We start from the raw sequence: 25377 nt of genomic DNA, 5'->3' as shown, positions 1-25377 counted from the left end.
AGGCTACGGCGTCGGCTCCCAGGAAAAACTCCGGGTCTTGCGTTCAAACTCGCCTGGCCGGTACCCGCCACAGGTACCAGGCGGCCACGGTGCGGTAGGGGCTCCAGTGCTTGCCCAGGTCGATCATCTGCCGGCGCGTCGGCTGAGTTTCCAGGCCTTGCAGGCGGCGGTAGCCCTCGCGCACACCGAAGTCGTCGGCCGGCAGGATGTCCATGCGCTGCAGGGTGTAGATCAGCAGCATCTCCACGGTCCAGCGGCCTACGCCGCGCAGGCTGACCAGGCGCTCGATCAGCGCTTCGTCTTCCAGTACCACGGCTTGTTGATACTCCGGCACCAGCCCTTCGACCCGCGCCTGGGCGATGCCCTGGATGGTTGCCAGTTTGCTTGCCGAGAAGCCGCAAGCGCGCAATTGCTCCGGGCTGGTCGCCAGCACCTGCTCGGGGCTGGGAAACGCGCTGCCCGGGTACAACGCCAGGAAGCGCGCGAGAATTGCATCACCGGCCTTGGCATGCAGTTGCTGGTAGGCGATGGCCCGTACCAGTGCCTGATACGGGTCGCGGGAGGGTTTGGGTTGATGCAGGCAAGGGCCAACCGCCTCGATGTGCGCGGCCCACTGCGGGTCCAGTGCGGCAAGGTAGGTTTGTGCCTCTGTATACAACGCGTGCGTGCTCATCAGGCCTCCAGCGCCTTGATCACTTGTTCCAGTGCGTGCTTGAGTTCGGCACGGCTGCCAGCGGCCGACAGACTGATGCGGATCGCCGCCAGGTCATGCTGTTTTACCGCGAACACCTCGCCTGGCACCACCGCCACGCCATTGGCCCGGCAGGCCAAGGTCAGGCGGGCAGCGTTGAGCCCGGCCTTGACCCAGATGTGTGGCGAAGGCTGGCGGTGATTGACCAGGTGCTTGCCCAGAATCCTGCAGGCCAGGCGCCAACGCTGGCGGACTTCCTCGCGTTGCCAGGCCAGACGCTTTTGTGCGGTGCCGTCGGCAATCCAGCGACAGGCGATCTGCAGGTTCAGTGGCGATATCTGCCAGTGAGTGGCTTGGGCATGGGGGTCGATCTGCTCCAGCAATGCCGGATCAGCCACGATCCAGCCCAGGCGCAGGCCGGCGCCAACGGTTTTCGACAGGCTGCTGATCAACAGGCCACGGTGCCCGAGCAGCGGCCACAGCGGCGGCTGGTCAGTCAGTGCGCCGTAGACATCATCTTCGATCACCAGTAAGTCATGGCGCTTGACCACCTCGGCAATCGCCTGCTGGCGGGCGCTGCCCATGCACGCGCCGGTAGGGTTGTGCAGGCTTGGGGTCAGCACCATGACGCGGGCGCCAGTGGCACGGGCGACCCGATCAAGGTCATCCGGGACAATGCCCTGATCGTCCAGGGCGATGCCATGCAGTGGCAGGCGCAATTGCCGGCAGGCGGCCTTGATACCGGGCGCGGTGAGGGCTTCGACCAGCACCGCGTCGCCCGGCTGGGACAACGATAGCAACACGGTGAACAAGCCCTGCTGGGCGCCGCCGCACAGCAGCAGTTGGTGGTCGCTCAGTTGCAAGCCGCGATTGCCCAGCCAGGCGGCGCCGTGTATGCGGCCGCGCAGCAACTCTTCGGCGCTCAGGTAGTGATCCAGGCAGCCAGCCAGCCTCTCCTGCAGCAGCGCCTGCAAGGTGTTTTCGCTGTCACGGTTGGCCGGGTCGATCACCGGCACGTTGGTCGACAGGTCGATCAGGCTCGATTGCACGTCACGCTGCTTGAGGCGAAACAGCGTGGCCTCTTTGCTGCCAGCCAGCACATAGGTGCCACGCCCGACTTCACCGGACACCAGGTGCCGCGCCGCCGCCTCGCGGTAGGCCTGCTGGGTGGTGCTGGGGTTCAGCCCCAGGTTCCAGGCCAGGCGCCGTTGTGGCGGCAGACGCTCGCCGACCTTCAGCTCGCCGCGCTCGATGGCGGTGGCAATCGCATCGACCAGGGCCAGGTAGCGCGGCTGGGCATCCTCGGTAAGGGTAGGGGTCCACATTTATTGTTGGCCATGCAATATAGGAATTTACCCATACAATGCGCGGCGACTAGGATCAGGTCAAATCCGATCCTGCCGAGGTGCTCCATGTTTGACCTACCTGCCCTGCGCGAAGCTGCCCGCCTGGTTCATGCCAGCGTACCCGCCACTGCGCAATATGCCTGGCCACGCCTGGCCGAGCGGCTGGGGTGCGAGGTCTGGGTCAAGCATGAAAACCACGCCCCGACCGGCGCTTTCAAGGTGCGCGGCGGGCTGATGTATGTGCAGTGGTTGCTGGGGCAAAAGCCGACGGTGCGCGGCCTGGTCACCGCGACCCGTGGCAACCACGGCCAAAGCATGGCCCTGGCTGCGCGCAATGCCGGGTTGCCGATCATCATCGTGGTGCCTGAGGGCAACTCGCTGGAGAAGAACGCGGCAATGCGTGCCCTTGGCGCGCAACTGGTCGAGCACGGCGCCGATTTTGACCAGTCCCGCGAAGAGGCCGCACGCCTGGCCCAGTTACACGGTTACGAGAGTGTCCCGCCGTTTCACCCCGAGTTGATCCGCGGCGTCGCCACCTATGCGCTGGAGCTGCTGGAGGCGGTGCATGCGCTCGATTGCGTGTATGTGCCGATCGGCATGGGCTCGGGGATTTGCGGCCTGATCCAGGCGCGCAACCTGCTTGGCCTGCGTACCGAGATCGTTGGCGTGGTGTCCAGCGCTGCCGATGCTTTTGCCCAGAGCCTGGAGCAGGGGCGCATCGTCACCACCGCCACGGCCAATACCTTTGCCGACGGCATGGCCTGCCGCATGCCGTTGCCCGAAGCCTTCGAAATCATCCGTCAGCACGCCGCGCGCATCGTGCGCGTCAGCGACGAAGAAGTGGCCCAGGCCATGCGCATCTACCACGAAGACACCCACAATACCGCCGAAGGCGCAGGTGCTGCCGGGCTCGCCGCACTGATCCTGGAGCGCGAGCGCCAGCAGGGGCGTAAGGTGGCGGTGATTCTTAGTGGGGCGAATGTTGATCGGCAGCGGTATGCGCAGGTATTGGCGGGTGATTGAAAAATCCTGAATTGGTCGGCTGATAAAAATGACAATCCTGAGTAAAGGCAGTTTCTTCCAATACAGCCCAGCAGAAAACCGTTTTAATAGCGCCTGCCTTCAACCGCGGTTACGGAACGTCGATGCCTTTTTCAAACGGATTTCTGCTGAGTTTGTCGCTGTGCCTGGATATCGGCATTGCCAATATCGCCATGATCACCCTGGCCATGCAGCGGGGTTTTTTGCAGGGTTTCTGGCTGGGGCTGGGTACCTGTGTCGGTGACCTGTTGTATGCCATTGCGGCATTGGCCGGGATGACCGTGCTGCTGCAATTTGAAACAGTGCGCTGGGTGCTGTGGCTCGGCGGGTCGGTGTTGCTGGTGTGGTTTGCCATCAAGATGCTGCTGGCGGCGCTGCGCGGCAACGCGCACCTGGAGACGCGTGGCGAGGTGGTGATCGAGTCGGGCTGGCGCGAGTTCATGCGCGGGATCTTCCTGGCCATGTCCTCGCCCAGCGCCATCCTCTGGTTCGCTGCAGTCGGCGGGGTGCTGATTTCCCGTTCAGGGGGCGGCAGTCTGCTTGAGGCCGGGCTGTTTCTTAGCGGTTTTTTTGCCGCCGGACTGATCTGGTGCCTGTCGTTGTGCGGCCTTGCCAGCCATGGCGGGCGGTTGTTGGGCGACCGCTTGCTGACCTGGTCGTACCTGCTGTCGGCAGGTATCTTCTGTTATTTTGCCGGCTACGTGATCCTTTCCGGCTACCGCGAGTTCATCCTCGCCGTGCCTGCGGCCACCCCGGGTCTATAATGATTCCAGACACCGGTGCGCAGGTGCCGTCAGGCAGGAGGATCTTCGATGAAAGGTCTGGATGCGAAAAAGATGACGAAGAAAAAACCATTGAAAACCGCCAAGGAAAAACACGCCGCCAAACGCGCGAAACGCTCCGGCGACAATTTTCTTCCGCAATAAGGCCAAGGGCCCCGCAAGGGGCTCTTTTCGATTGGGGCGGGCCCCCGAGCAGATTCCGCGAATGGATAATTGCCGCTACTCTATCGGTCGGCACGGATGGACTGTGCCCATTCCCCTGGCGAACGAGGCAAAGGACATGACTCTGCAGACTCCCCCGATCAAACCCGCGCGTTTTGAAGACCGGCTTGCTTTCACGGTTGCAGGACTTGGTGAGCGCTATAGCCAGGCCACCCTCCAGCAGATCCCCACCCTCTGGCAACGCTTCGAGCAGCACATAGGCCGAGTACCCGGTCAGGTGGGCGGGGAAACCTACGGGGTGTGTTGCAACGGTGATGGCAAAGGCAATTTCGACTATATCGCCGGGGTTGAAGTGCAGGGCACTGACCTGCTGCCTGCCGATTTCCGGCATGTCGAACTCAAGGCCCGGCGTTATGCGGTGTTTGAGCACCACGGTAGCCTCGACAATCTCAAAGCCACCTTTCAGGCTATCTGGCAGGACTGGGTGCCGGTGTCCGGCGAAACCGTTGCCAACGTGCCTGAGTTCGAGCGTTATGGCCGGGACTTCAACCCCAGCGACAGCCACAGCGTGATGGAAATATGGCTACCTCTGGAAAGCAAATGATCGAAATCTGCACCGATGTACAGCAAGACGGTTGGCTTGAACTGCGCCAGGCGCTTTGGCCCGACTGCCCACTGGAGGACCACCGTCAGTCAGTGAGCGAAATCGTCGAACAGCCCCAGCGCCTGGTTGCCTTCCTGGCCCGCGACCACGCCGGGCGGGCCTTGGGTTTTGCCGAAGTCTCGATCCGCACTGATTACGTCAATGGCAGCAACAGCTCGCCGGTGGCCTTTCTCGAAGGCGTATTTGTCGCGCCCCAGGCCCGAGGCCAGGGCGTCGCGGGGCGGCTGATTGTGGCGGTCGAACAGTGGGCCGTCAGCCAGGGTTGCAGCGAGCTGGCCTCGGATGCCGCCCTGGACAACCACAGCAGTCATGCCATGCATGCGGCGCTGGGGTTCAGTGAAACCGAGCGGGTGGTGTACTTTCTCAAGCCCTTGGCCAAGGGCTGATTTTTCTGGTTCTTCGCGGATGTGATCCTAGGGTTGGGTTTTTGAGGCTGCTAGCTTATCGATTAGGTGTGGCGCGGCTGCTGGCAGCGGCGCCACAGCGAATGGATAAGCTCGCAAATCAGTTTCCCCAGCCTGTCGATTTCAACCACTGCCATTCGACCATCTGTGAACGCGCCGAGTTGTTCGGCGCCTGATCGCGCAGAGGACACGACCATGAACAGTGCCGCCGAGACCGAAATCCGCCAACTCATCGAACAATGGCTTCCCGCAGTGCGCTCGCGCGATGTCGAGGCCATTATCGCGCCTTACGCCGAGAACATTCGCGCCTTCGATGCGATCCAGCAATTGCAGTTCCAGGGCAAGGCCGCCTATCGCGCCCACTGGCAGGCCTGCATGGATCACTGCCCCGGCGAGATGGTCTTCGAAATCGAGCAATTGCAGATCCAGGCCACCCCGGAACTCGCCCTGGCCCACTGGCTCAACCGCTGCGGCCCGAACAAAGAGGAAAGCTGCTACATGCGCGCCACCGTTGGCTACCAGCGCATCGACGGGCAGTGGAAGGTCATTCACGAGCACTGGTCGGCGCCGTTCGACATGGAGTCCGGTGCCGCGCTGTTCTCGCTCAAGCCTTGAGCTGAAAACCCCGAGCGTTATGCCGAATCGCGCTTTCTAAGGCGGTGCGATCTGCCGCCATAGTATCCCCAACTGTGGAGACGACAATGAAATACCTGTGCCTGGTCTACTGTGATGAAAGTCTGCTGCACAGCCTGCCGCAGAGCCCGGCCGACGCCGAGTGCATGGCCTATGCCGAATCGATCCAGGGCAGCGGCCGGATGCTCGCCGCCGAAGCGCTCAAACCGGTGCAGACCGCGACCACCGTGCGCGTGCGCGGCGGGCAGATGAGCTTGACTGACGGCCCGTTCGCTGAAACCAAGGAGCAACTGGCCGGCTTCTACCTGGTCGATGCGCGTGACCTCAACGAGGCTTTGAACATTGCCCGGGGCATTCCCGCTGCGCGGGTCGGCAGTGTCGAGGTGCGGCCGATCCGCGAGTTGCACCCCTGAAACCACGGAGAACAACACGATGAGCCTTCTACACCCCGAGCAGCCCAAGGCGCAGCATGAGCTGTCGTTGACGCGCCTGATCGACGCACCGCGCAGCAAGGTGTTTCGAGCCTGGACCGAGCCGCAACTGCTTGCCCAGTGGTGGGGGCCCAACGGCATGACTACGCCCGAATGCGAAATGCAGCTGTGGGTGGGAGGCTTGTTTCGTACCGTGATGCGTGCCCCCGACGGCAGCGAGTATCCGAATCAGGGTGTGTTTCTGGAGATTGTACCGCCGGCGCGGATCGTCTTCACCGATGCCTTCGGGCCGGGGTGGGTGCCGTCGAACAAGGCCTTCATGACCGCCGTGGTGACCTTTGACGATGTTCACGGCAAAACCCAGTACAGCGCCCGTGCCTGGCACTGGAGTGCCGCCGATTGCCAGGCCCATGAAGAGATGGGTTTTCACCGGGGGTGGAGTGAGAGCCTGGATCGCCTGGTAGCGCTGGTGACCACGCAGATGCCGGACTGATGGCCGCGCTTGCCCAGGTACGGGAGCAACTGGAGGCGGTGTACCGTCAGGAGTCGCGGCGCATCCTGGCGACACTGATTCGCCTGCTGGGCGACTTCGATCTGGCCGAAGAGGCCATGCACGAGGCGTTTTTCATTGCCGTGGAACGCTGGCAGCGCGACGGCATTCCGGCAAGCCCCAGGGCCTGGCTGGTGTCCACCGGGCGTTTCAAGGCGATCGATGGCCTGCGCCGGCGCGCGCGTTTCGACCGCTCCCAGACGCAGTTGATGCAGGCGCTGGAGTCGCTTGAGGAGCTTCAGGTGAATGACGAAGAGCTGGAGGACGACCGCCTGCGCCTGATCTTCACCTGCTGTCACCCGGCGCTGGCCGCCGATGCCCAGGTGCCGCTGACCTTGCGTGAAGTCTGTGACCTGACCACCGAAGAAATCGCCCGCGCGTTTTTACACAGCCCGGCGACCATCGCCCAGCGCATCGTGCGGGCCAAGGCCAAGATCCGTGATGCGCGAATCCCTTATCAGGTGCCGTCACTGGCCGAATTGCCGGAGCGTCTCGACAGTGTGCTGCGGGTGATCTACCTGGTGTTCAACGAAGGCTACTCGGCGTCGTCAGGTGAGCGCCTGATGCGCCATGACCTGAGTGATGAAGCAATCCGCCTGGGGCGCTTGCTCCAGCAATTGCTGCCCGATCCGGAGGTGCTCGGCCTGCTGGCGTTGATGCTTTTGCAGACCTCGCGGCAACAGGCGCGCAGCGATGCCCAGGGCGAGCTGGTGCTGCTCGATGATCAGGACCGCAGCCTATGGAGCCCTGAGCTGATTGCCGAAGGCTGCCAGTTGGTGCAGCAGGCGCTGCGCAGTCAGCAGTTCGGCATCTATAGCTTGCAGGCAGCGATTGCCGCCGTGCATGCGCAAGCGGCCAGTGCCCAGGCAACGGACTGGGAAGAGATTGTTGGTTTGTACGATGTGCTGTTGCAGCACTGGCCGTCGCCGGTGGTCGAGCTTAACCGCGCGGCCGCCCTGGCCCGGCGCGATGGCGCCGAGGCGGGGTTGGCGGCGGTGGAAGCGATTCTGGCCCGCGGCCAGTTGCAGGACTATCACCTGGCCCACTCGGCCCGCGCCGAATTGTGCCGCCAGCTAGGCCGGCTGGATCAAGCCCGCGAAGCCTATCGCAGAGCCCTTGCGCTGACCCGCCAGGGCCCGGAGCGGCGATTTATCGAGCGCCGCCTGGCCCAGTTGTGAGGTTCAGCCGATGGTGATCGGTGGCGGGCTGACCAGCTCGACGGTCTGCTGCTTGCGCGGGGCGAGGATTTCGGCCTCGCCGTCGACCACCAGCTCGTCGTTCTGGTTGAACACGCGGGTGGCGATGCGCACCTTGAACTTCGGCAGTTTCTCGAGGATTTCCAGGCGCACGGTCAGGGTATCGCCGAACTTGACCGGCTTCTGGAAGCTCATGGTCTGGCCCAGGTAGATGGTGCCCGGGCCAGGCAGCTCGCAGGCCACCGCGGCGCTGATCAGTGCACCACTGAACATACCGTGGGCGATACGCTCCCTGAACATGCTCTTGGCCGCGAACTCGGCATCCAGGTGCACCGGGTTGTGGTCACCGGACATCGCCGCGAACAGTTGAATGTCTCGTTCTTCGACGGTCTTGCTGTAGCTGGCGGTCTGGCCGACTTCGAGGGCTTCGTACGGGGTGTTGGTGACCTGGGTCATGCTTGGCTTTCCTTCTGTCGTGCGGGGCGGCCGGTCATTCGCTGCGGGCGGGGCGGCCAATGGCCAGGGCCTGCTCCAGCCAGTCGAGAATGGCGGCCGTGACCTCGTCACGGTTGATTTCGTTGAGCAGCTCGTGCCGCGCCTGAGGGTAGAGCTGTAACTGCACATGCTGATTGCCGGCCAGGCGCAAGGCACCGGCCAGATCTTTGAGACGCTTGCCGGCACTGACCGGATCACATTCACCGCCCATCACCAGGATCGGCAGGTTCGGATCGATTTGCGCCAGGTTACGCGGCTGGCTGATTTGCTCCAGGCCCATCAGCAAGTCGATCCACAAACGGTTGCTGCAGCGAAAGCCGCACATCGGGTCGGTAGCATACTTGTCGACTTCGCCGTTGTCGCGGCTGAGCCAGTCGAAGGCCGTGCGGTTGGGCTTGAAGGCCTTGTTGAACGAGCCAAACGACAGCCACTCGATCAGCGCGCTATGGCCCAGCGGGCCCTGGCGCCAGGCTTCGAAGCGGGCGATCAGGCAGGCCGTGCGGTACAGGGCCGGGGGCTGGAAGTTCGAACCGCTGAGAATTGCGCCCTGCAGGCTGGCACTGTGGTGCATCAGGTAGGCCTGGGCGATGTAGCTGCCCATGCTGTGGCCAAACAGGAACACCGGCGTGCCCGGAAACTGCTGGCCGATGTGCTGGCTGAGCAAGCCCAGGTCATTGATCACGCTGTTCCAGCCATTGTGCCGGGCGAACAGGCCTAAAGTGCCAAGTTCGGCGGTGCGTCCATGGCCGCGCTGGTCATGGGCGAACAGGGCGTAGCCGGCACTGCTCAGGGCTTCACCCAGGCGTTGATAGCGCCCGGCATGCTCGGCCATGCCGTGGGCCAGCAGCACCACCGCCTTGATCGGCGTGGCCGGCAGCCATTGATAAACGTAGAGGCTGCAGTGATCACTGGCTGGGAGCCAGAACGCATCGTGGTGCATGGCGGGTCCTTGTGCACGCAAGTCGGTAAGTCAGCTCAGTGTATAACCCAGGCACACAATCGCAGGGTCATCAGCAATAAGATTCACAATGTTAATGACAGCGCTTGGCGTATTTGCCACCTGCGACATACCTGCTAACGTCGGCAAAGCACCTTCTTCGCCACGCTGGCAAGGGGGCCGGAACGGCTCAGGTATGAGGACAAGAATAAATGCAAGCTGATTTCTGGAATGACAAGCGCCCGGCAGGCGTTCCTTCGCAAATTGACATAAATGCTTACAAGTCAGTGGTCGAAGTGTTCGAACGCTCCTGCAAGAAATTCGCTGACCGCCCGGCGTTCAGCAATCTCGGGGTGACCCTGAGCTTCGCCGAACTCGAACGCTATTGCGCAGCCTTTGCCGCGTACCTTCAGCAGCACACCGACCTGGTGCCGGGCGATCGCATCGCGGTGCAGATGCCCAACGTGCTGCAGTACCCCATCGCCGTGTTCGGTGCTATGCGCGCCGGGCTGATCGTGGTCAACACCAACCCGCTGTATACCGCCCGCGAGATGCGTCACCAGTTCAAGGATTCCGGTGCCAGGGCGCTGGTGTACCTGAACATGTTCGGCAAGCTGGTGCAGGAGGTGCTGCCCGACACCGGCATCGAATTCCTCATCGAGGCGAAGATGGGGGACATGCTGCCGACGGCCAAGGGCTGGCTGGTCAATACCATCGTCAGCAAGGTCAAGAAGATGGTCCCGGACTACCGCCTGCCACAGGCGGTACCTTTCAAGAGCGCCTTGGCCCAGGGCCGTGGCCAGTCGCTCAAGCCGGTATCGCTGAGCCTCGACGACATCGCCGTGCTGCAGTACACCGGCGGTACCACGGGCCTGGCCAAGGGCGCGATGCTGACCCACGGCAACCTGGTGGCGAACATGCTCCAGGTGCTGGCCTGCTTCTCCCAGCACGGGCCGGACGGCCAGCGAATGATCAAGGAAGGGCAGGAGGTGATGATCGCACCGCTGCCGCTCTACCATATCTATGCCTTTACCGCGAACTGCATGTGCATGGTGGTCACCGGTAACCACAACGTGTTGATCACCAATCCGCGGGATATCCCGGGCTTCGTCAAGGAACTGAAAAAGTGGAAGTTTTCCGGCTTGGTCGGCCTTAACACCCTGTTCGTGGCGTTGATGAACCACCCCGATTTCAAGAACCTCGATTTCTCGGCGCTGAAGGTCACCAACTCCGGCGGCACGGCGCTGGTCACCGCCACCGCCGACCGTTGGGAAAGCCTGACGGGGTGTCGTATCGTCGAAGGCTACGGGCTGACCGAAACCTCGCCGGTAGCCAGTACCAATCCGTATGGCCAACTGGCACGCCTGGGTACCGTGGGCATTCCGCTGCCGGGCACGGCGTTCAAGGTCATTGACGATGACGGTGTCGAGCAGCCGTTTGGCGAGCGTGGCGAGCTATGCATCAAAGGCCCGCAGGTGATGAAGGGCTACTGGCAGCACCCCGAGGCCACCGCCGAGGTGCTCGACAGCGAAGGCTGGTTCAAGACCGGCGACATCGCGGTGATCGACCAGGATGGCTTCACCCGCATCGTTGACCGCAAGAAGGACATGATCATCGTCTCGGGCTTCAACGTGTACCCGAACGAAATCGAAGAGGTGGTGATGGGCCATCCGCAGGTAGCCAATTGCGCGGTAATCGGCATCCCCGACGAACGTTCGGGCGAGGCGGTGAAGTTGTTCGTGGTGGCGCGTGAGGGCGGGGTGAGCCTTGAAGAGCTGAAGGCCTACTGCAAGGCCAACTTCACGGGCTACAAGGTGCCCAAGCACATTGTGCTGAGGGACTCGTTGCCGATGACGGCGGTGGGCAAGATCCTGCGCCGGGAGCTGCGCGATATAGCGTGAGGACAAGCTACAAGCTACAAGCACGGCCAGCGTGTGGCTTGTAGCTTGAAACCCAAGGCTTTAGAATTTTTACTCTAAAAATGACTACGTAATTATCAAGAGTCATTTCTGTGACTGTTTTGGCTACTTTAGCTCTAGGCGGCCCTTGGCAAAGCTGCTACTCTCGGCCCGCTTCGGATTATCAGGTTTGCAATAAACCGTAATCTTATATCAATAATAATCGCATCGACTGCGGTGAAGAATTCGCTGTTGCTGGAGGAGTGGGCTTCCATGATCGAAAATTTTTGGAAGGATAAGTACCCAGCCGGGATTGCCTCGCAAATCAATCCTGATGAGTATCCGAATATTCAGGCGGTATTGAAGCAGTCTTGCCAACGCTTTGCCGATAAACCGGCCTTTAGCAACCTGGGCAAAACCATTACATACGGCGAGTTGTATGAGTTGTCGGGGGCCTTTGCCGCCTACCTGCAACAGCATACCGACCTGCAGCCGGGTGATCGTATTGCCGTGCAGCTGCCCAACGTCCTGCAATACCCTGTTGCCGTGTTCGGTGCCCTGCGTGCGGGCCTGATCGTGGTCAACACCAACCCGCTGTATACCGCGCGGGAAATGGAACACCAGTTCAATGACTCCGGCGCCAAGGCACTGGTCTGCCTGGCGAACATGGCGCACCTGGCCGAGAAGGTGGTGCCCAAGAGCCAAGTCAAACACGTTATTGTCACCGAAGTGGCCGACCTGTTACCACCGGTTAAGCGTCTGTTGATCAACAGCGTGATCAAATATGTGAAGAAGATGGTCCCGGCCTATCACCTGCCCAAAGCGGTGAAGTTCAATGAGGCATTGAGCAAAGGTCGCGGACAGGCTGTCAATGAAGCCAATCCGGACAGCAGTGACGTCGCCGTGTTGCAATACACCGGTGGCACTACCGGTATTGCCAAGGGCGCCATGCTGACCCACCGTAACCTGGTCGCCAACATGCTGCAGTGCCGGGCATTGATGGGCGCTGACCTCAATGAAGGTTGCGAGATCCTGATTACCCCGTTGCCGCTGTACCACATCTACGCCTTTACCTTTCACTGCATGGCGATGATGCTGATCGGTAGCCACAACATCCTGATCAGCAACCCGCGTGACTTGCCGGCGATGGTCAAGGAACTGGGCAAGTGGAAGTTCAGTGGCTTTGTCGGCCTCAATACCCTGTTCGTTGCCCTGTGCAACAACGAGAACTTCCGCAAGCTGGATTTCTCCGGCCTGAAGATCACCCTGTCGGGCGGCATGGCGCTGCAGATGAGTGTGGCCGAGCGCTGGAAGGCGGTGACCGGTTGCGCCATCTGCGAAGGCTACGGCATGACCGAGACCAGCCCGGTGGCGGCGGTCAACCCGGTCGATCAGAACCAGATCGGCACCATCGGCATTCCAGTGCCTTCGACCCTGTGCAAGATCATCGACGACGCAGGTGTTGAACTTGCCCTGGGCGAAGTCGGCGAACTGTGCGTGAAGGGGCCGCAGGTGATGAAGGGCTACTGGCAGCGTGAAGACGCCACCAACGAGATCCTCGACAGCGAAGGCTGGCTGAAGACCGGTGACATCGCCTTGATCCAGCCGGATGGCTACATGCGTATCGTCGATCGCAAGAAGGACATGATTCTGGTCTCCGGTTTCAACGTCTACCCGAACGAGCTCGAGGACGTGTTGGCGGCCTTGCCGGGTGTGCTGCAGTGTGCGGCCATCGGCGTGCCGGACGAGAAGTCCGGTGAAGTGATCAAGATCTTCATCGTGGTCAAGCCGGGCATGACCGTGACCAAGGAGCAGGTGATGGAGCATATGCGCGCCAATGTCACCGGCTACAAGGTGCCGCGCTTTGTCGAGTTCCGAGATGCGCTGCCGACCACCAACGTCGGCAAGATCCTGCGGCGTGAACTGCGTGATGAAGAGATGAAGAAGCTGGGCCTGAAGAAGATCGCCTGAGTCACGGCGAGCGCTTCGCGCTCGATTGCTGGCAAGCCAGCCCCACAGGTTCGATGTACACCGTACCTGTGGGGGCTGGCTTGCCAGCGATGGTTTCACCGCAGTTTTTCAAGCATCTGGTAATACCACATCCCCGCCGCCAGCAACGGATTGCCCAGCACATCGCCTATCGGCACCTTGATGTGTTTGCAGCCGGCAAAGGTATCGAACTTTTCCAGCGTCCCGGTCAGGGCTTGGGCCATGATTTCGCCCATGATATGGCTGGTGGCGATGCCGTGCCCGGAATAGCCCTGGCAGTACCAGACGTTGTCCGAAAGCTTGCCCAACTGCGGAATGCGATTGACCACAATCCCCATCGCACAGCTCCACTGGAACTCGATCGGCACGCCCTTGAGCGCCGGAAAGGTGCGCTCGATGCATGGGCGCAGTTCGCCGGCGATATCCCGTGAATCGCGCCCGGAATAGTTGGCGCCACCGCCAAACAGCAGGCGACCATCGGCAGTCAGCCGGTAGTAGTCGAGGACGAAGCGGCAGTCGTACACCGCCAGGTCCTGGGGGTTGATCTGTGCGGCCAGGTCACCCAGCGGCGCGGTGGTGACGATACCGCCCATGGCCGGGAAAATCTTGCCCTTGAGCTGGCGCTTTTCCAGCTTGTGATACACATCGCCGGCCAGCAGGATCTGCTTGGCTTCGACCCGCCCGTGGGCAGTCACCACCGCCGGCCGGTCGCCATGGACGATGTCCAGTACCTCGGAGTTCTCGAAGATCAGTGCGCCCAGGCTGTGCGCGGCGCGCGCTTCGCCCAGGCACAGGTTGAGCGGGTGCAGGTGCAGGTTACGGCGGTTTTTCAGCGCGCCCAGGTACAGCGGGCTTTGCAGGTGTTCGCGCATGGCCTGGTGGTCGAGCAGCTCGACCTGATCACCCATGCCGCGGCGTTCGGCCTCGGCGGCGAAGGCGCGCAGTTCACCCATGTGCGCGTCTTTCATCGCCGCGTGCAGGTGGCCGCGCTTGAGGTCGCAGTCGATGCCGTAGCGCTCGACCCTTTGCTCGATGATCTGGTGGCCGCGCCAGCGCAGGTGCCAGATGAAATCATCGACGTCATCGCCGAGCTTGTCGCGCATCTGCTTGCGCATCGCTTCATCGCCCGAGAGGCTGCCGGTGACCTGGCCGCCGTTGCGCCCGCTGGCGCCCCAGCCGATGCGGTTGGTTTCGACGATGGCGACCTTCAGGCCGCGCTCGGCCAGCTCCACGGCGCTGGCCACACCGGTAAAGCCACCGCCGATGATTGCCACATCAACCTTCACCGTGCCCTTGAGGGTCGGGTACTGGGTGGCGTCGTTCAGGCTCGCGGTGTAGTAGGAGGCACTGCGCTGGGCAGGGCCGGCGTTTACGGCTGCATTCATAACAAAATCCTTGGCGCAAAAATAAAGAGTCAGGCCTGGGTCAGGTACCAGCGCCAGTCCTGTTCGCCGACTTCGGCCATGAACTGGCGGTACTCGGCACGCTTGACCGCAAGATATACACCGAGGAACTCGGCGCCGAAGGCCTCCCGGGCCCAACTCGAACGCTCCAGTGCTGTCAGCGAGGTCAGCCAGTCGGTTGGCAGCAGTTCGGTGGCCTGGGCGTAGCCATTGCCCTCGACCGGTGCGCCCGGGTCGAGCTGTTGGCGGATACCGTGATGCAGGCTGGCGAGGATCGCTGCCGCGGCCAGGTAAGGGTTGGCGTCGGCGCCGCAGATGCGGTGCTCGATGTGCCGGCTATTGGCTGGGCCGCCGGGTACGCGCAGGCTGACGGTGCGGTTGTCGACGCCCCAGGTTGGTGCGAGCGGTGCGTAGCTGTTGGCCTGGAAGCGTCGGTAGGAGTTGGCGTTGGGACAGAACAGCAACAGCGAATCGAGCAGCAGCTTGAGCATGCCGGCCACCGACTGGCGCAGCAATGGCGTGCCGGCCTTGTCTTCGCTGGCATAGAGATTATTGCCCTGGGCATCGGCCAGGCTCACGTGCATGTGCATGCCGGTGCCGGCCAGGTGATCGAATGGCTTGGCCATGAAGCAGGCCTGCATCCCGTGCTTGTGCGCCACACCCTTGACCAGGCGCTTGTAGCGCACCGCCTGGTCCATGGCCAGCAGCGCGTCGCCGTGCTCCAGGGTGATTTCCACCTGGCCCGGGGCGTACTCGGAAATCGCCGTGCGCGCCGGGATGCCCTGGGCTTTGCAGGCGCCATAGAGGTCGGCGAGAAACGGTTCGATCTGCTCCAGCTCGCGCAGGCCATAGACCTGGGTACCGCGCGGGCGGCCGCCGTCGCTGTCCAGTGCCGGCTGCGGGCGGCCATGGCTGTCGCGTTGCTGATCGAGCAGGTAGAACTCCAGCTCGCAGGCCATCACCGGGTAGTAACCATCGGCCTTGAGCGCATCGATGACCTTGACCAGCAGGTGGCGCGGGTCGGCGATGCTTGCCGGCATGCCTTCGCTGGGGTGCATGCTGACCTGCAGCGCCGCGGTGGGAATCTGCCGCCACGGCAGGCGCACCAGGCTGTTTTCCAAAGGGTAGGCGCGGCAATCGATATCGCCGACATCCCAGACCAGCCCGGAGTTTTCCACATCGTCGCCATTGAGGGTCAGGCCGAGGATGGTACTGGGTAATGGCCGGCCGCTTTCGTACACCGCCAGCAGTTCTTCACGGTGCAGCAGCTTGCCGCGTGGCACGCCGTTGGCGTCGAGGATAAACAGCTCGATCATCTCGATGTCGGGGTTGGCGGCCAGGAATGTTCGGGCCTGCTCGATGGGGGCAAATTGCATGGTGCTCTCGCTCGCGCCCTCAGGCGCACAGGACTGTGCAGCCGGTCAGGCGCCAGTCATCGACAAGGAAGGTCGGCCAGAAACTGGCCGCACGGTTCAGTGCAGAGCGAGGCGGGCGTCCGGTGGGCGGGCATGGCGGCAGTGCCACAAGGCCCAGAAGGCGAGAATGATGTGCACCAGCGGATTTTCCCCGGAGCGTGCCCGCACCTTCGGGAACGAAGGGCGCAGCAGCGGGCGGGGCAAACCGGGAGACGAAGTCATGCCTGGATACTCCCATGCCGGGGAAGGTTCATTAAATCAGCCTTTGGGTAACTTCAGATAAGTCTCGACTAAACAATCGTCCGCCAGCCCGCAACCGTGCCGAGCGTCGGCAAATCTGCGACAATCGCAGCCCTTGAAAAGCCGATCATGCAAAAGCAGGCTCACCTGCACGACTAAAAAGCCCCCATGACTGACCACGCGATTGATCAACTGCTGAAAAACCTCGACCACGCCATGATTGCCGAGCGCCACCGCCTGCGCCGGCAGATGCACGAGCTGCGCAAGCGCCCGGATGAGGCCAAGCTCGCGCAATGGGTCGACAAGGTCCAGGCCTCCTGTGCCCAGGTCACTGCGCGCAAGGCCAGTGTGCCAAGCATCCGTTACGACGACAGCCTGCCGATTGCGGCCAAGCGTGACGAGATCAAAAAGGTGTTGGCCGAGCATCAGGTGCTGATCATTGCCGGCGAAACCGGCTCGGGCAAAACCACCCAGTTGCCGAAAATCTGCCTGGAGCTGGGCCGCGGCCAGCACGGCCTGATCGCCCATACCCAGCCCCGGCGGATTGCCGCGCGCAGCGTCGCCACCCGGGTTGCCGAAGAGCTGGGTACGCCGCTGGGGGCGCTGGTCGGTTACCAGGTGCGCTTTGAAGACCAGAGCGATGCCAACACCCTGGTCAAGCTGATGACCGACGGCATCCTGCTGGCCGAAACCCAGCACGACCGTTTTCTTGAGCGCTACGACACCATCATTGTCGACGAAGCTCACGAGCGCAGCCTGAACATCGACTTTCTGCTCGGCTACCTCAAGACCCTGCTGCCGCGCCGCCCTGATCTCAAGGTCATCATCACCTCGGCGACCATCGACCTTGAGCGCTTCTCCAAGCACTTCAACGATGCGCCGATCATCGAAGTGTCGGGCCGCACCTACCCGGTGGAAACCTGGTACCGGCCGTTGACCAGCGAGCAGGACGAGGAGGGCAACCGCGTCGAGGACGACCTCACCGTTGACCAGGCGATCCTTGCCACTCTCGACGAAATTGCCGCCCACGAGCGCAGCCTGGGCAAGGGCCCGGGCGATGTGCTGGTGTTCCTGCCGGGCGAGCGCGAAATCCGCGACGCCGCCGAGATGCTGCGCAAGGCGCAGGTGCGCCATACCGAAATCCTGCCGTTGTACGCGCGCCTGTCGCCGGCCGAGCAGCAGAAGATCTTCCAGTCCCATCCGGGCCGGCGCGTGGTGCTGGCCACCAACGTCGCGGAAACCTCGCTGACAGTGCCGGGCATCCGTTATGTGATCGACAGCGGCACCGCGCGCATCAGCCGCTACAGCTACCGGGCCAAGGTTCAGCGCCTGCCGATCGAAGCGGTGTCCCAGGCCAGTGCCAACCAGCGCAAGGGCCGTTGCGGGCGGGTCGAGCCGGGCATCTGCGTGCGCCTGTACAGTGAAGAGGATTTCAATTCACGGCCGGCCTTTACCGACCCGGAAATCCTGCGGACCAACCTTGCTGCGGTCATCCTGCAGATGCTCCACCTGCGCCTGGGCGAGATCGACGCGTTCCCGTTCATCGAGCCGCCGGATGGCAAGGCCATCAGCGACGGCTTCAACCTGTTGCAGGAGCTCTCGGCGGTCAACCGCGAGAACCAGCTGACGCCCCTGGGCCGCCAGTTGGCACGCCTGCCGGTCGACCCGCGGCTGGGTCGCATGCTGCTCGAAGGCGCCAAGCAGGGCAGCCTCAACGAGCTGCTGATCGTCGCCAGTGCGCTGTCGGTGCAGGACCCGCGCGAGCGCCCGCCGGAGCGCCAGCAAGCGGCGGACCAGGCCCATGCCCAATGGAAGGACGCCGACTCCGACTTCGCCGCGCTGGTCAACCTGTGGCGCGGCTTTGAAGAACAACGCCAGGCCCTGACTGCCAGCCCGCTGCGCAACTGGTGCCGGAAGAACTTCCTCAACTACCTGCGCCTGCGCGAATGGCGCGATGCTCACCGGCAGTTGAGCCTGATCTGCCGCGACCTGCAGTTGAGCATCAACAAGGAACCTGCCGACTACCCGCGCCTGCACAAGGCGATCCTCTCCGGCCTGCTCAGCCAGATCGGCCAGAAGACCGAAGACGGTGATTACCTCGGTGCCCGGCAACGGCGCTTCTGGGTGCATCCGTCGTCCGGCCTGGGTAAGAAGCGTCCGCAGTGGCTGATGACCGCCGAACTGGTGGAAACCACCAAGCTCTATGCGCGCATGGTGGCCAAGATCGATTCGGACTGGATCGAACCGCTGGCTGGACACCTGATCAAGAAAAACCACTTCGAACCGCACTGGGAGAAGAAGCGCGGCCAGGTGGTGGCCTTCGAACAGGTCACCCTCTATGGCCTGATCGTGGTCGGCCGGCGGCCGGTGCATTACGGCCCGGTCGATCCGGTGATGTCCCGCGAGCTGTTTATCCGCGAGGCTCTGGTCGGTGGCGAGATCCAGTCCAAAGCCAAATGCCTGACCGCCAACCGGCGCTTGCTGGAGCAGCTCGACGAACTGGAGGCCAAGGCCCGTCGGCGCGATATCCTCGCCGATGAAGAAACCCTGTACGGCTTCTATGAGGCGCGCCTGCCGGCCGAGATTCACCAGACCGCGACCTTCGACAGCTGGTACCGGGTCAACAGCCAGAAAGACCCGCAGTTGCTGATCATGCGCGAGGAAGACGTGCTGGCCCGCGAGGCCAGTGAAGTCACCGCCGCGCAGTACCCGGACACCCTGCGCCTGGGCGATTTGAGCCTGGCCCTGAGCTACCACTTCGAACCCAACCATCCGCGCGATGGCGTCACCGTACGGGTGCCGGCGCCACTGCTGCCGAGCCTGCCGGGCGAGCGCCTGGAGTGGCTGGTGCCGGGGCTGCTGGAAGCCAAGTGCATTGCCCTGGTGCGCAACCTGCCCAAGGCCTTGCGCAAGAACTTCGTGCCGGTGCCGGATTTCGTCAAGGCCGCGCTGCAGCGCATGGTTTTTGCCGAAGGTTCGTTGCCCCAGGCGCTGGGCCGCGAGCTGCTGCGCATGACCGGTGCGCGGGTCAGCGACGAAGCCTGGGCCGAAGCCGCCGCGCAGGTCGACAGCCACCTGAAGATGAACCTGGAAGTGGTCGACGGCCAGGGCAAGTTCCTCGGCGAAGGCCGCGATCTGGCCGAGCTGACAGCGCGCTTTGCCGCTGCCAGCCAGGCCGCGCTGGCGGTACCGCAGACCGCGCAAAGCCAGCAACCGGTGCAGGCCAAGGCCTTCACCCCGGTGGCCGAGACCGCGCAGCAGAAGTTTGCCGGACTGTCGATGACGGTGTATCCGGCGCTGGTGGAAGAAAACGGCACGGTCAAGGAAGGACGATTCTCGACCCAGGCCGAAGCCGAGTTCCAGCACCGCCGTGCCTTGCAGCGGCTATTGCTGCAGCAGCTGGCGGAGCCGGCCAAGTTCCTGCGCGGCAAGCTGCCGGGGCTGACCGAGCTGGGCCTGCTGTACCGTGAGCTGGGCCGGGTCGAGGCGTTGGTCGAAGACATTCTGCTGGCCAGCCTCGACAGCTGCATCCTCGAAGGTGAGGCCACGCTGCCACGCGATGGCGCCGGCCTGGCTTCGCTGGCCGAGCGCAAGCGCGGTAGCTGGGCCGAGCACGCCGAACGCCTGGCGCGTCTGACCCTGGAAGTCCTCAAGCTCTGGCACGGCCTGCAAAAGCGCTTCAAGGGCAAGATCGACCTGGCCCAGGCCGTGGCCCTCAATGACATCAAGCAGCAACTGGGCAACCTGGTCTACCCGGGCTTTGTCCGTGAAACCCCGGGGCTGTGGCTCAAGGAGCTGCCGCGCTACCTCAAGGCCATCGAGCTGCGCCTGGAGAAGCTCGGCGCCCAGGTGCAGAAGGACCGGGTCTGGAGCGGTGAGCTGGGCAACCTCTGGAGCCAGTACAAAACCCGTCTCGACAAGCACGCCCAGGAAGGCAAGCGCGACGAGCAACTGCAGTTGTACCGCTGGTGGCTGGAGGAATACCGGGTGTCGTTGTTCGCCCAGCAGTTGGGCACCAAGGTACCGGTTTCCGACAAACGACTGAGCAAGCAGTGGAGTCAGGTGGAAGCCTAAACCCCCGCAGTTGTGGCACACTTGGCTGATATACGCCGCGCATCCCGGATTATCCTGCCGGGCCTGCGCGGCTCACGAATGCAGCACTGCGCAATGACCCGGCAAGTTGGGGGCATTGTCAGTCATAGTTGGTACTTTGGTGCCAACTCAAACCGACCGAACAGGCCGTTGCCGGGCTGGCAATGGCCCCGAACAGAGGAACGACCGTGCATAACGTCGTCATCAGCGGCACCGGCCTGTACACCCCGGCCAACAGCATTTCCAACGAAGAGCTGGTGGAATCCTTCAACACCTACGTGCAGCAGTTCAACCGCGACAACGCCGCCGCCATCGAACGCGGTGAGGTCCAGGCCCTGGCCGAGTCCAGCGCCGCCTTTATTGAAAAGGCTTCGGGCATCAAAAGCCGCTTCGTCATGGACAAAGACGGCATCCTCGATCCGCAGCGCATGAAGCCGCGTCTGCCAGAGCGCTCCAACGACGAACCGTCGATCCTTTGCCAGATGGCCGTGGCCGCCGCCGAGCAGGCCCTGCAACGCGCCGGCCGGACTGCCGCGGACGTCGATGCGGTGATCGTTGCCTGTTCCAACCTGCAGCGCCCGTACCCGGCCATCGCCATCGAAGTGCAACAGGCCCTGGGCATCAACGGCTTTGGTTTCGACATGAACGTGGCCTGCTCCTCGGCCACCTTCGGCATCCAGACCGCCTGCAACAGCGTGCAGTTGGGCCAAGCCCGCGCGGTGCTGGTGATCAGCCCGGAAATCTGCACCGGCCACCTGAACTTCCGTGACCGCGACAGCCATTTCATCTTTGGTGACGCAGCCACCGCCGTACTGGTGGAGCGTGCTGACCTGGCCACCTCCAAACACCAGTTCGACATTGTCAGCACCAAGCTGCTGACCCAGTTCTCGAACAACATCCGCAACAACTTCGGCTTCCTCAATCGCGCAGCCGAAGAGGGCATCGGCGCCCCCGACAAGCTGTTCGTCCAGGAAGGCCGCAAGGTGTTCCGCGAGGTCTGCCCGATGGTTGCCGAGCTGATCGGCCAGCACCTGGCCGAGAGCAACCTCAACGTCAGCGACGTCAAGCGCTTCTGGCTGCACCAGGCCAACCTGAGCATGAACCACCTGATCGTCAAGAAACTGCTCGGCCGTGATGCGCTGGAAGAAGAGGCGCCAGTGATTCTCGACAGCTACGCCAACACCAGTTCGGCCGGCTCGGTGATCGCCCTGCACAAGCATCAGGACGACCTGCCACAGGGCGCCCTGGGCGTGCTCAGCTCGTTCGGCGCCGGCTATTCAATTGGTAGCGTGATCCTGCGCAAGCGTTGAGCTGCAACTGCTGACGAAGCGTCCCACGCTGCTGGGGCGCTTCGCTGATAGCGTTAGCTGTAACAAATCCGCCTAATCGGACTCTACTCGCAGAACGATGGATGGAAGGCGATGACTGGCGAACAACAAGCCCGCTTGCTGGAGCGGCTGCTCAAGGGTGAGCAACAGGCGTTCAAGGAACTGGTCGACAGCTATCAGGGCGCCATGCGCGCAGTGGCCTACGCGATTGTCGGCAGCCGACATGCCGACGAAGCGGTACAGGACGCCTGGCTGGCCGTGGTGCGCAACCTCAAGGGATTCGAGCAGCGCTCGAGCCTCAAGACCTGGCTGCTGACCATTACCGCCAACGCGGCCAAGACCCGCTACAAGCAGAATCGTCGCGAAGTGCTCCTCGATGACCTGCCCGGCCCTCATGGCACGGTCGGTGACGAGCGCTTCGCCGCTGACGGGCACTGGCTGCAAGGGCCTTCGGCCTGGCATGAAGACACCCCCGAGGCCATGCTCAGCCGTGAGCAGATGCGCGAATGCCTGGAGCACACCCTGCTGAGCCTGTCGCAGCTGCAACGCAGTGTGCTGGTACTGCGCGAGCGCCAAGGCCTGGAACTGGAGCAGATCTGTAATCTTCTTGAGATTTCCCTCTCCAATGTTCGCGTGCTGCTGCACCGGGCACGCCTGAAGGTCTTTGCCACCCTGGAACATTTCGAGGAAACCGGCCAATGCTGAGCTGCAAGGAACTCGTCGCCCGCTCCAGCGACTATCTCGATGAACAGCTGACCCTGGGCGAGCGCCTGATGGTGCGTCAGCACCTGTTGTTCTGTCGCCACTGCCGGCGCTTTCTCAAGCAGATGCGCGTGGCCCAGGCAACGGTGCGTGCCTTGCCCGAGGCGCCGGTGGTCGAAAGCGATGCCCTGGCCGAGCGCCTGGCGCGCGAGCTGAAAAACTCCTGAATCCGGCTTGGGAGGCTCTGCAACGGAGCTTTCCGGCTTATTTCCTTTCGAAGTAAAAAAGTTCCCCTGTAACAAAACATTTATCTAATAGCCACTGATCTGACATACACCCCCGCCAAGATTCCTCCCCAGCACAAGTGGCCTGAGCCGCGTGTTTTTCCAACATTATCAAGACCATAAAGTAGGGGAGCTTCTTCGATGATCCGTAAGCACTTCGCAGGTTTCGTAGCCAGCGCCTTGGCCATGGCCGTTACCGCCCAGGCTTTCGCGGGTACCGTGACCACCGACGGCGCCGATATCGTAGTCAAGACCAAGGGTGGCCTCGAGGTCGCTACCGCCGACAAAGAATTCAGCTTCAAGCTGGGCGGTCGGATCCAGGCTGACTACAGCCGTTTCGACGGTTTCTACACCAACAACGGCAACACCGCCGACGCCGGTTACTTCCGCCGCGCCTACCTGGAACTGGGCGGCGTGATGTACACCGACTGGGCTTACCAGATCGCCTACGACTTCTCGCACAACTCCGGTGGTGACAACCGTTCCGAAGACGGTTACTTCGACGAAGCCTCGCTGGCCTACAACGGCTTCAAGCCGGTGTCGATCAAGTTCGGCCGTTTCGACCCGGAATTCGGTCTGGAAAAAGCCACTAGCTCCAAGTGGGTGACGGCTCAGGAACGTACCGCCGCTTACGATCTGGTTGACTGGACCAACGCCCACAACGGCGGCCTGGGTATCCAGGCATCGGGTAACGCCGGTGATTCGCTGTATGGCTCGGTCGGTGCCTTCGCCAAGGACGCCACCAACCAGGACAAGGACGGCGACAGCACCAAGCAGTTCAACCTGCGCGGCGTGTTCGCACCAATGCACGAAGCCGGCAACGTCCTGCACTTCGGGATCAACTACGCCCAGCGTGACCTCTCCGACACCGCTTTCGATGGCCGCATCCGCAGCCGTCTGGGCATGCGCGGGGTCAGCACCGACGGTGGCCAGGATGCCGGCAGCAACGGCAACCGCCTGACCCTCGGTGGCCAGAACAACACCCCGGCCGGTGCCTACGACACCGACAAGGCCTGGGGCCTGGAAGCGGCATGGGCCATGGGCCCGTTCTCGGTACAGGGCGAGTACGTCAAGCGTGAGGTCGAAGCCGACAGCGCCGCGTTCTCCGACATCAAGGCTGACGGCTACTACGGCCAGCTGGCCTATACCATCACCGGTGAGGCCCGTGGCTACAAGCTCGGCAAGTTTGACAGCATCAAGCCTTCGAACAAGCAGATCGGTGCCTGGGAAGTGTTCTACCGCTATGACCACCTGAGCGTCGATGACGACAACGGCGCGTTCGCCAATATCGACGACGTCGAAGGCAAGGTGCATAACGTTGGTCTGAACTGGTACGCCAACGAGTCGATCAAGCTCAGCGGCGTCTACGTCAAGGCCAAGGTCGACAACGCCCAGAACGCTGCCGGTGACGACAGTGGCGATGGTTTCGTAATGCGCGCGCAGTACGTGTTCTAAGCAATACCGCTCCTCATCCGTTAGATCTTCAGCCCCGCTTGCGCGGGGCTTTTTTTCGTCTGCGCGACGAGGCAGACTGCGCCAATGCCCAAGCTCATCCTGCAACACCTTACCGAACTCACGCCTGCCACCTGGGATGCCCTGGTGCCGCAGGAGCAGCCGTTCCTGCGCCACGCCTTTCTGACCAGCCTGGAGGACAGCGGCAGCGTCAGTCGCCACACCGGCTGGAGCCCCGCGCATCAGTTGCTGACCGACAGCACCGGCCAGTTGCGCGCGGCCTTGCCGGCGTATGTGAAGAGCCATTCGTTTGGCGAGTACGTGTTCGACCACGGCTGGGCCGATGCCTGTGAGCGGGCGGGAATTGCCTACTACCCCAAGCTGCTCTGCGCCGTGCCGTTCTCGCCGGTGACCGGCCCGCGCTTGCTTGGCGACCCGCAGGCGGCGGCCGAGCTGGTGGATCAGTTGACGGATGAGCTGTTCGAACAGGGGATGTCCGGCGCTCATATCAATTTCACCGATGAGTGCGCTGATGCGCTGATGCGCGAGCGCGATGGCTGGATGGAACGCCTGGGTTGCCAGTTTCATTGGCGTAACCAGGGCTACCGCGATTTTCAGGATTTTCTCGACACCTTGAGTTCACGCAAGCGCAAGCAAATGCGCAAGGAACGCGAGCAGGTGGCGGGGCAGGGCATCGAGTTTCGTTGGTTTCGCGCAGATGAACTGAGTGAAGCACAGTGGGATTTCGTCTTTGCCTGCTATGCCAATACCTATGCCGTACGCCGTCGCGCGCCTTACCTGACCCGGGAGTTCTTCAGCCTGCTGGCTGAGCGCATGCCTGAAGCGATTCGTGTGGTGATGGCGCGCCAGGGCGGGCGCGATGTCGCCATGGCCTTCAGCCTGGTCGGTGGTGGCAGCCTGTATGGCCGTTACTGGGGGTGCCTGGACGAATTCGACCGGCTGCACTTCGAGACCTGTTTCTACCAAGGCATGGACCTGGCGATTGCCGAAGGCCTGCAGCGTTTCGATGCCGGGGCGCAAGGTGAGCACAAGTTGATTCGCGGGTTTGAACCGGTGATTACCCGCTCTTGGCATTACCTGCTGCACCCGGGCTTGCGCCGGGCGGTGGAGGAATTCCTGGAGCAGGAGCGGGCAGGGGTGTTGGCGTATGCCGGGGAAGCCCGTTTGGCTTTGCCTTATCGGCAAGGTTGAGGGCGTCATCGCGGGGCAAGCCCGCTCCCA

The 25377-nt window shown here is 62.7% G+C and carries 23 protein-coding genes; 16 read left to right on the top strand and 7 right to left on the bottom strand.

Annotated features, from left to right (window positions below; translation table 11 throughout):
- Positions 1–43 precede the first annotated feature (43 nt).
- Together F8N82_RS17955 and F8N82_RS17950 are read right to left on the bottom strand one after the other, a co-directional pair.
- Complete coding sequence (locus F8N82_RS17955; RefSeq protein ID WP_052251566.1) at positions 44–673, bottom strand: DNA-3-methyladenine glycosylase family protein; 630 nt, start codon at positions 671–673, stop codon at positions 44–46.
- Complete coding sequence (locus tag F8N82_RS17950; RefSeq protein ID WP_038996542.1) at positions 673–2016, bottom strand: PLP-dependent aminotransferase family protein; 1344 nt, start codon at positions 2014–2016, stop codon at positions 673–675. Before F8N82_RS17950 ends, F8N82_RS17955 begins: the two co-directional genes overlap by 1 nt.
- Positions 2017–2103: 87 nt before the next feature.
- On the opposite strand from F8N82_RS17950, the gene F8N82_RS17945 reads away from it, so the two are divergent.
- The 8 genes from F8N82_RS17945 to F8N82_RS17910 all read left to right on the top strand — a co-directional run bounded on the left by F8N82_RS17945 (position 2104) and on the right by F8N82_RS17910 (position 7882).
- The gene (locus tag F8N82_RS17945; protein WP_038996541.1) at positions 2104–3060 is read left to right on the top strand and encodes a threonine dehydratase; all 957 of its coding nucleotides are present in this window, start codon (positions 2104–2106) and stop codon (positions 3058–3060) included.
- 122 nt (positions 3061–3182) lie between these two features.
- Entirely contained in the window at positions 3183–3842 is a 660-nt protein-coding gene (locus F8N82_RS17940; RefSeq protein ID WP_038996540.1) for a LysE family translocator, read from the top strand.
- Positions 3843–4140: 298 nt separating this feature from the next.
- A complete protein-coding gene (locus tag F8N82_RS17935) occupies positions 4141–4626 on the top strand; it encodes a GyrI-like domain-containing protein (RefSeq protein WP_038996539.1) in 486 nt (161 codons plus the stop codon).
- Entirely contained in the window at positions 4623–5072 is a 450-nt protein-coding gene (gene aac(6'), locus F8N82_RS17930; protein ID WP_038996538.1) for an aminoglycoside 6'-N-acetyltransferase, read from the top strand. The genes F8N82_RS17935 and aac(6') overlap by 4 nt, the downstream gene beginning before the upstream one ends.
- 213 nt (positions 5073–5285) lie before the next feature.
- Entirely contained in the window at positions 5286–5705 is a 420-nt protein-coding gene (locus F8N82_RS17925; RefSeq protein WP_038996537.1) for a YybH family protein, read from the top strand.
- An 86-nt stretch (positions 5706–5791) separates the two neighbouring features.
- Complete coding sequence (locus F8N82_RS17920; RefSeq protein ID WP_038996536.1) at positions 5792–6136, top strand: YciI family protein; 345 nt, start codon at positions 5792–5794, stop codon at positions 6134–6136.
- Between the two features lie 19 nt (positions 6137–6155).
- Positions 6156–6647, top strand: a complete 492-nt coding sequence (locus F8N82_RS17915; RefSeq protein ID WP_038996535.1) for an SRPBCC family protein — start codon at positions 6156–6158, stop codon at positions 6645–6647.
- Complete coding sequence (locus F8N82_RS17910) at positions 6647–7882, top strand: RNA polymerase sigma factor (RefSeq protein ID WP_038996534.1); 1236 nt, start codon at positions 6647–6649, stop codon at positions 7880–7882. Before F8N82_RS17915 ends, F8N82_RS17910 begins: the two co-directional genes overlap by 1 nt.
- A 3-nt stretch (positions 7883–7885) precedes the next feature.
- Here the strand turns inward: F8N82_RS17910 and F8N82_RS17905 are convergent, their stop codons facing one another.
- Complete coding sequence (locus F8N82_RS17905) at positions 7886–8356, bottom strand: MaoC family dehydratase (protein ID WP_038996533.1); 471 nt, start codon at positions 8354–8356, stop codon at positions 7886–7888.
- A gap of 34 nt (positions 8357–8390) precedes the next feature.
- A complete protein-coding gene (locus F8N82_RS17900) occupies positions 8391–9335 on the bottom strand; it encodes an alpha/beta hydrolase (protein ID WP_038996532.1) in 945 nt (314 codons plus the stop codon).
- A 209-nt stretch (positions 9336–9544) separates the two neighbouring features.
- Here F8N82_RS17900 and fadD2 point away from each other — a divergent pair, with 209 nt between their 5' ends.
- Positions 9545–11233, top strand: a complete 1689-nt coding sequence (gene fadD2, locus F8N82_RS17895; RefSeq protein ID WP_150776990.1) for a long-chain-fatty-acid--CoA ligase FadD2 — start codon at positions 9545–9547, stop codon at positions 11231–11233.
- Between the two features lie 270 nt (positions 11234–11503).
- Positions 11504–13201, top strand: a complete 1698-nt coding sequence (gene fadD1, locus F8N82_RS17890; protein WP_038996530.1) for a long-chain-fatty-acid--CoA ligase FadD1 — start codon at positions 11504–11506, stop codon at positions 13199–13201.
- Between the two features lie 95 nt (positions 13202–13296).
- Here fadD1 and F8N82_RS17885 read toward each other — a convergent pair whose 3' ends face one another.
- The 3 genes from F8N82_RS17885 to F8N82_RS17875 all read right to left on the bottom strand — a co-directional run bounded on the left by F8N82_RS17885 (position 13297) and on the right by F8N82_RS17875 (position 16259).
- Entirely contained in the window at positions 13297–14604 is a 1308-nt protein-coding gene (locus F8N82_RS17885; protein WP_038996529.1) for an NAD(P)/FAD-dependent oxidoreductase, read from the bottom strand.
- A gap of 29 nt (positions 14605–14633) precedes the next feature.
- Positions 14634–15998, bottom strand: coding sequence for a glutamine synthetase family protein (locus F8N82_RS17880; protein ID WP_038996528.1), 1365 nt, complete (start codon positions 15996–15998; stop codon positions 14634–14636).
- Between the two features lie 96 nt (positions 15999–16094).
- On the bottom strand, positions 16095–16259 hold the full coding sequence (locus F8N82_RS17875) for a hypothetical protein (protein ID WP_167336594.1): 165 nt from the start codon (positions 16257–16259) through the stop codon (positions 16095–16097).
- 186 nt (positions 16260–16445) lie between these two features.
- On the opposite strand from F8N82_RS17875, the gene hrpA reads away from it, so the two are divergent.
- The 6 genes from hrpA (at position 16446) to F8N82_RS17845 (ending at position 25347) form a co-directional block, all read left to right on the top strand.
- Positions 16446–20351, top strand: coding sequence for an ATP-dependent RNA helicase HrpA (hrpA, locus tag F8N82_RS17870; protein WP_038996527.1), 3906 nt, complete (start codon positions 16446–16448; stop codon positions 20349–20351).
- Positions 20352–20557: 206 nt separating this feature from the next.
- Complete coding sequence (locus F8N82_RS17865) at positions 20558–21679, top strand: beta-ketoacyl-ACP synthase III (RefSeq protein WP_038996526.1); 1122 nt, start codon at positions 20558–20560, stop codon at positions 21677–21679.
- A 111-nt stretch (positions 21680–21790) separates the two neighbouring features.
- The gene (locus tag F8N82_RS17860) at positions 21791–22402 is read left to right on the top strand and encodes an RNA polymerase sigma factor (protein ID WP_038996525.1); all 612 of its coding nucleotides are present in this window, start codon (positions 21791–21793) and stop codon (positions 22400–22402) included.
- Entirely contained in the window at positions 22396–22626 is a 231-nt protein-coding gene (locus F8N82_RS17855; protein ID WP_038996524.1) for an anti-sigma factor family protein, read from the top strand. The genes F8N82_RS17860 and F8N82_RS17855 overlap by 7 nt, the downstream gene beginning before the upstream one ends.
- A 198-nt stretch (positions 22627–22824) precedes the next feature.
- Complete coding sequence (locus F8N82_RS17850; RefSeq protein ID WP_038996523.1) at positions 22825–24138, top strand: OprO/OprP family phosphate-selective porin; 1314 nt, start codon at positions 22825–22827, stop codon at positions 24136–24138.
- Between the two features lie 84 nt (positions 24139–24222).
- Positions 24223–25347 (top strand): GNAT family N-acetyltransferase, encoded by a 1125-nt coding sequence (locus F8N82_RS17845; RefSeq protein ID WP_038996522.1) that lies wholly within the window; start codon positions 24223–24225, stop codon positions 25345–25347.
- The last annotated feature ends 30 nt before the right edge of the window (positions 25348–25377 follow it).

This window comes from Pseudomonas fluorescens, from assembly GCF_902497775.2.
In the GTDB taxonomy this organism is placed as follows: domain Bacteria; phylum Pseudomonadota; class Gammaproteobacteria; order Pseudomonadales; family Pseudomonadaceae; genus Aquipseudomonas; species Aquipseudomonas putida_F.
This window is presented reverse-complemented; position numbering and strand designations above follow the sequence as displayed.